Raw genomic sequence first — 5923 nt, forward strand, 5'->3', positions numbered from 1 at the left:
GATATCGACGGCTTCTGCGCGCCGATCCGCGAAGCGCTGGCCAAGTTGCCCGCTACCGTGCAGAAGATTGCCGAACCGGGCCGCTTTATCAGCGCGCCGGCCATGACTTCGGTTTCAAGCGTGATGGGCAAGGCCCACCGTGGCGACAAGATCTGGTACTACCTGGATGACGGCCTCTACGGCAGCTACAACGGCCAGCTCTATGACCACGTTACCTATCCGGTGAGCACGCCTTATGCCAGTGGCGAGCAGCACAACTCGGTGCTCTCCGGCCCCACCTGCGACAGCGTGGATGTGATCCGCGATGGCATCATGCTGCCGGATCTGGCTATCGGCGAGTTGGTGGTTGGCAAGGTGATGGGCGCCTACACCTGGGCCTCCGCCTCCACCTTCAACTTCTTCCCCAAGGCGAGCATCCTCATTCTGGACAGCAGTCAGAAGGGGCAGAAGCTGGTGGCAGTAGCCTGAGCACACCGTTCGCCAACTGGTTCACTTGGCAAAAACAAGAGGGGGAAGCTTGCGCTTCCCCCTCTCTCATTTCACCAACCCCTATCAGATAAACTGACTGGTCAGCAGCCAGCCGGTGTAGGCGACGAAGCAGGTGAGCAGCACGCCCCCCTCCAGCCGGTTGATACGGCCCTGCCCCTTGCGGCCCAGACACATCACCAGCAGCAGCAGGGTCAGCCCCATCATGATGCTCCAGTCACGGGTGAGCACCTCCGGCGCCACATCGAGCGGGTGGATGCCCGCCGCAATCCCCACCACCGCCAGGGTGTTGAACAGGTTGGAGCCGAGCACGTTGCCAAGGGCCAGATCATGCTCGTTCTTGCGAATGGCGATGAGGGACGAGGCCAGCTCCGGCAGGGAGGTTCCCACCGCGACTATGGTGAGACCAATCACCAGATCGCTGATGCCGAGTGCCTGAGCGATGGTCACCGCCCCCCAGACCAACAGGCGGGAAGCGCCGATCAGCAGCACCAGTCCGACCACCAGCCAGAAGATGGCGTTCTTGAGGGACATCCCCTCGCTCTCGATATCCTCGGCGGTCTCGGTATCCAGCGCATCTCCCTTGCCATTCATGCCAGCCCAGATGGACCAGCCCATCAGGGCAACGAAGACGGCCCCCAGAATGACCGCATCCATCCGGCCAAGATGGCCATCCAGCAGCAGGGCACCGGAGAGCAGGGTAATGCCGAGCAGGATCGGGATCTCCTTGCGCACTACCTGAGAAGCTACCGCGATAGGGCTGATCAGTGCCGTCAGACCCAGGATCAGCGCGATATTGGTGATGTTGGAGCCATAGGCGTTGCCAAGCGCCAACCCGGGATTGCCCTGTGACGCCGCCAGCGCCGAGACCACCATCTCCGGGGCCGAGGTACCAAAACCGATGATCACCATGCCGATCAGCAGCGGCGGCATCCCCGCATAACGGGCAGTGGCGGCAGCGCCATCGACAAACTTGTCTGCACTCCAGACCAGCAGCGCCAGTCCGGCAATCAGGGCAACAAAAGCCAGGGTCATAGGATCTTCATCTCTTGTTATCTGCAACGAAGCACCAGCCCGAACGGGCAGGCACCATGGGAAAGCGGCGCCAGTGTAGCTGTGCCACCTCCCATTTCAAGGGGAAATCAAACCATGATTAACATTTCACAGTGCAGCCAGCAGGCTCGCGGCATCGGAGACCTCAAACTTGCCCGGTGCCTCCACAAACAGCTGCTCGACCACACCATCGTTGGCGATCAACGCAAAGCGCTGGGTACGGATGCCACCAAAGGCGCCGGTATCCTTGGCCAGATCCAGCGCCCGAGTCCAGCTGCCATCGCCATCCGCCAGCATGGTGATCGCCTCGGCATTCTGGGCCGTCTGCCAGGCCCACATCACGAAAGCGTCGTTGACCGACAGACAACAGATGGCATCCACCCCTTTGGCCATAAACTGATCGGCCAGCACCACATAGCCGGGCAGATGGGCATTGGAGCAGGTAGGAGTAAAAGCACCGGGTACCGCAAACAGCACCACTTTTTTACCGGCGAACAGCGTCTTGCTATCCCGCAGCTGCTTGCCCTCGGCGGTGATAAAGGTAAATTCGCCCGCAGGCAGGGGTTGTCCTACAGCAATCATGATTTCTCGTCCTGAGTCGTGATGGGAAGTCGCCAGTTTATCCCAGAGTGACGATGCCGCCTAACAGCGGCTCTGAGCCTGACCCTGGATAGCGGCAGGCATTTTCCCCTTGGGCAGACTACTCTTGAGCTGGTTTCACGGCGCCAGGAGGCCCCATGCAACACTATTACGATGGTCTGGAAATTCGTCCCTCCGCCATGCGCGAACAGCAGCAACTGGACCAGCTCAATCATCAGCTTACCCATGTCAGTCAATATTGCGCCGGTTACTCCAGCGCCTATCGCCAGTGCCGCCTCGAGGACCTGGCAGAGCTGGCCACCCTGCCACTGCTCGACAGCAAAGAGCTCTTTGCCGCTCAGCAAGCTCATCCCCCCTTTGCCGGTCTCACCGGCCGCCCCGCCAGTCAGGCGCTGCGGGTCTTCTCCTGTCCGGGTCAGCTGGCCATCCCCGAATATGCCGGGGCAGACTGGTGGGGCGCCGCCCGGGCGCTGTTTGCCGCCGGCTTCAAGGCGGGGGAAGTAATGCTCAACGGCCACGACTATCATGCTGGTCCCACCGCCTTTATCTTCGATAACGGCGCCCGCCAGCTGGGGGCTCCAGTGGTACCCTGCGGCCCCCATGATACCCAGCGCCAGCTGGAGGCACTGCTGCGCTATCAACCCACCGGCTATGTCGGCCCGCTGGTGACCCTGCTCGACCTGCTGGAAGCGGCCGAAGCGGCGGAGATCCCGAGCGACTCGCTGCGCCGCGCCCTATTGTGCGAAGCCACCCATCCCGAAACCGCGCCGCTGCGCGCCATTCACGGCATTGCGGCCCTCAACTGTCTGGTATGGCAGGATGTGGGGGTGGTGGCCTACGAGAGTCAGCCAGGTCAGGGCTTTATGGTCAACGAGAGCTGCATCGTCGAAATCATCGATCCCGCCAGCGGCAATCCCGTGAGTGGCGACGAGACCGGCCAGCTGGTGGTGACCCGGCTCGATCTGGAGTATCCGCTGCTGCGGCTAGCCACCGACTGGCAAGGTCACTGGCTCGCCAAACCGAGCGCTTGCGGGCGCACCAACCGACGCCTCAAGCTGGTGTAGCAGACCAAGTAAATGCACACATGCAAACGGGCAGCCATCAGGCTGCCCGTCTTGTCTCTGGAGAAGAGGATATATGAAGTTGGTCAGCGTCTCGCCTGCCAGGTGGCGATGGCGAGCAGGGAGTCGGGGGTAAATTCACTGGCGCGCTCGGCGATCTCGGCCAGGCTCATCCAGTGCACCGCGCTCACCTCTTCGGCCTGCAACTGCAGCGGCCCCTGATAACGGCAACTGAAGAGGCCACCCCAGACCCGGTAGCCCTCCCCTTCTGCATAAAAGCTGCCAAAGCCCTGCAGAGGAACATCCATAATCCCCAGCTCCTCGGCCAGCTCGCGGCGGGCGGAGCGCTCCATCTCCTCACCGGTGGTGACCACGCCACCGGCGCAAGCATCCAGCATACCGGGGCAGAAATCCTTGCTGAGGGTGCGTCGCTGCACCAGGATTCGATCCGCGTCGTCGAGCACCAGAATATAGCTGGCGCGATGGCAGAGATTCTCTCGCCGCACCTTGGCTCGCTCGGCCACGCCAATCACCCGGTTATCCTCGTCCACCACATCAACCCATTCCACGCACAGGCCCTTTTATTTGTTCCATTCAAGCCCGCAGTATATCGGTGCGGTGGTTTGTCATGGCACAACTTTTTCGATGACGCCGTCAATTTGCCGAACTCACTGGCAAAATAAGGATTCATGCAAATCTTTATAAACCGTCATATCAGTGTCATCGACCGACACCATAGTGTGCCCTGTCCAGGCAATCAGGGAACCGTGTGATGAAGGTATTCAAGCAGTTATCCCCACGGCAGATCGCTCGCTACATCAAGAGCTTTCATCGAGGCTATTTTGCCATCGAGTCGCTGGGGACATTTGAATTCAACGCAGGCAGGATCAGCCTCCATGGCCTGACCTGCCGCCAGCGGCTAAGACTGGCTCGCCAGATCAATCTGGCGGTCAGACAACTTGGTCACCGCAACCCCTTGCCGGACATGTGAGTCAAAGGGTCTTGCCCTACTGTCTGTTGTGCATCCATGCTTTGCCCGCCGGCTACTGGCCGCGCGGGCCGTTTTCGATATCGGTAATGATGCCGTTGCGCACCGTCACAAAGCGCATGAACTCGTTCTTGCCGAAGTTGTAGGTCCAGCGTTCACCATATTTGACCTGCACCATGTTGCCAAACTGGTTCTCCTCGTTGCGATTGAGCTCTTCACGCAACATCGGCTCACCGCACTTGAGCAGCATCTCGGCGGTGGTGTCTCCCTCGGTTATCAAGGCGTTCTTGCAGCGCATGGCATCAGCACTGGCCGGAATGCTCAGCAGCAACAGAGCAAGCCCCGCTACTTTCTTCATCTTCTTGCTCATCGGGTTCTCCTTATCCTCTCTAATGAGTCGCAGTATGCCTGTTCCCGTTTCTGAAAAAACCAGTAAAAAGCGCAAAAGAGCCGCCCTTTTCTCCTTTCCAGCCCGCTGGTCGCGACAAATGCTGTCTATCACATAACCCAAAAACAAACGGCGACCCGAGGGTCGCCGTTTGCATCAAGCCAGCAGGATCACAGGATGTCCAGCAGCTCGACTTCAAATACCAGTGCAGAGTAAGGCGGGATGGAGCCCGCGCCACGGGCACCGTAGGCCAGATCGTGGGGGATGTAGAGCTTCCACTTGGAACCAACCGGCATCAGCTGCAGCGCTTCAACCCAGCCAGCAATCACGCCGGTCACCGGGAATTCAGCCGGCTGGCCGCGAGCGACGGAGCTGTCGAATACGCCACCGTGGGTGAAGGTACCGTGGTAGTGCACACGCACGGACTGACCGGCTACCGGAACGGCACCGTTGCCTTCTACCAGCACTTCGTACTGCAGACCGGAGTCGGTCACCTTCACTTCAGCGCGCTTGGCGTTATCAGCCAGGAAGGCTTCGCCGTCAGCAGCAGCGGCCTTGGCGGCGGCTTCCTGCTCTTCTTGCATACGCGCAGTGATCACCTGGAAGGCATCATTGATATCGTCACGGCTGACCGCGAACTCCAGACCATTCAGGGCATCTGCCAGACCTTGTTGCAGGGCCGGGATATCCAGACCGGCGAAGGCTTGCTGCGCCAGCTGATCACCCATGTTGCGGCCGATGCCATAGCTGGCCTTCTGTTCGATAGAGTCGTATTGGGACATTGAGATGTTGCTCCAGATCCATGTAGTAAAGAGGCGGGATAATATCAGACTTTTGGCCGGGGTGCTGCCGGGGGCGCCCCTGATTTCCCCGTCAGTGGGAGGAACTTCACACAAGATGCGGATGAACGCCGCCCAACGGCGGCGATCTGCTTAACCGCGATCCAGCAAGACTCTGACCGCAGCCACCTTGGCGCCATCGGTGATATTGACCCGACCATCATCCGAAGTGCCCATATTCACTCCGTGCGGCACCATGCCACCGCGCCAGCCCATGCCGGACATATGCACTTCGCTCACTCCGGTGAACTCGATGATGGTACGCACATTGTCGGCATTGACCCCGGCCCCCGGCATCAGGCTGGCACGCCCCGCCAGCGCCTGCTGCATCTCCTGCAGGGTTTCCAACCCCGCCAACGCGGTCGGCGCATGGCCCGAGCTTAAAATGCGCTCGCAACCGGCAGCAACTATGGTCTCCAGATCGAGGCGCCAGTCGGAGGAGAGGTCGATGGCGCGATGGAAGGTGACCCCCAACGGTCCTGCTGCATCCACCAGCTGTTCGAGCTTG

At 60.3% G+C, this 5923-nt stretch carries 8 protein-coding genes and 1 pseudogene; 3 read left to right on the forward strand and 6 right to left on the reverse strand.

Annotated elements, in window-relative coordinates; genetic code table 11:
* Positions 1-468 (forward strand): annotated as a pseudogene (locus tag DBR30_RS22300) (type III PLP-dependent enzyme); the annotation flags it as partial.
* A gap of 84 nt (positions 469-552) precedes the next feature.
* On the opposite strand, the gene DBR30_RS15390 reads toward DBR30_RS22300, so the two are convergent.
* Both DBR30_RS15390 and DBR30_RS15395 read right to left on the reverse strand, forming a co-directional pair.
* Positions 553-1521, reverse strand: coding sequence for a calcium/sodium antiporter (locus DBR30_RS15390; RefSeq protein WP_108542467.1), 969 nt, complete (start codon positions 1519-1521; stop codon positions 553-555).
* A gap of 126 nt (positions 1522-1647) precedes the next feature.
* Positions 1648-2121, reverse strand: coding sequence for a peroxiredoxin (locus DBR30_RS15395; RefSeq protein ID WP_108542468.1), 474 nt, complete (start codon positions 2119-2121; stop codon positions 1648-1650).
* A 155-nt stretch (positions 2122-2276) separates the two neighbouring features.
* On the opposite strand from DBR30_RS15395, the gene DBR30_RS15400 reads away from it, so the two are divergent.
* The gene (locus tag DBR30_RS15400; protein WP_108542469.1) at positions 2277-3203 is read left to right on the forward strand and encodes a phenylacetate--CoA ligase family protein; all 927 of its coding nucleotides are present in this window, start codon (positions 2277-2279) and stop codon (positions 3201-3203) included.
* A gap of 83 nt (positions 3204-3286) precedes the next feature.
* Here the strand turns inward: DBR30_RS15400 and yfcD are convergent, their stop codons facing one another.
* Entirely contained in the window at positions 3287-3769 is a 483-nt protein-coding gene (gene yfcD, locus DBR30_RS15405; RefSeq protein WP_047435956.1) for an NUDIX hydrolase YfcD, read from the reverse strand.
* Between the two features lie 203 nt (positions 3770-3972).
* On the opposite strand from yfcD, the gene DBR30_RS15410 reads away from it, so the two are divergent.
* Positions 3973-4191 carry a DUF1107 family protein gene (locus DBR30_RS15410; RefSeq protein WP_108542470.1) on the forward strand — a complete coding sequence of 73 codons (219 nt, stop codon included), beginning with the start codon at positions 3973-3975 and terminating at the stop codon, positions 4189-4191.
* A 52-nt stretch (positions 4192-4243) separates the two neighbouring features.
* Here DBR30_RS15410 and DBR30_RS15415 read toward each other — a convergent pair whose 3' ends face one another.
* The 3 genes from DBR30_RS15415 to DBR30_RS22305 form a co-directional block, all read right to left on the reverse strand.
* Positions 4244-4558, reverse strand: coding sequence for a DUF2845 domain-containing protein (locus tag DBR30_RS15415; RefSeq protein ID WP_005338404.1), 315 nt, complete (start codon positions 4556-4558; stop codon positions 4244-4246).
* Between the two features lie 188 nt (positions 4559-4746).
* Positions 4747-5358: an FKBP-type peptidyl-prolyl cis-trans isomerase gene (locus DBR30_RS15420; protein ID WP_005338405.1), complete on the reverse strand. Its 612-nt coding sequence runs from the start codon at positions 5356-5358 to the stop codon at positions 4747-4749.
* Positions 5359-5508: 150 nt separating this feature from the next.
* Positions 5509-5923, reverse strand: a 415-nt coding sequence (locus DBR30_RS22305) for a copper homeostasis protein CutC (RefSeq protein ID WP_308813278.1), incomplete at its 5' end; no start/stop codon positions are given.

The organism is Aeromonas sp. HMWF017, from assembly GCF_003061465.1.
Taxonomy (GTDB): Bacteria; Pseudomonadota; Gammaproteobacteria; order Enterobacterales; family Aeromonadaceae; genus Aeromonas; species Aeromonas veronii.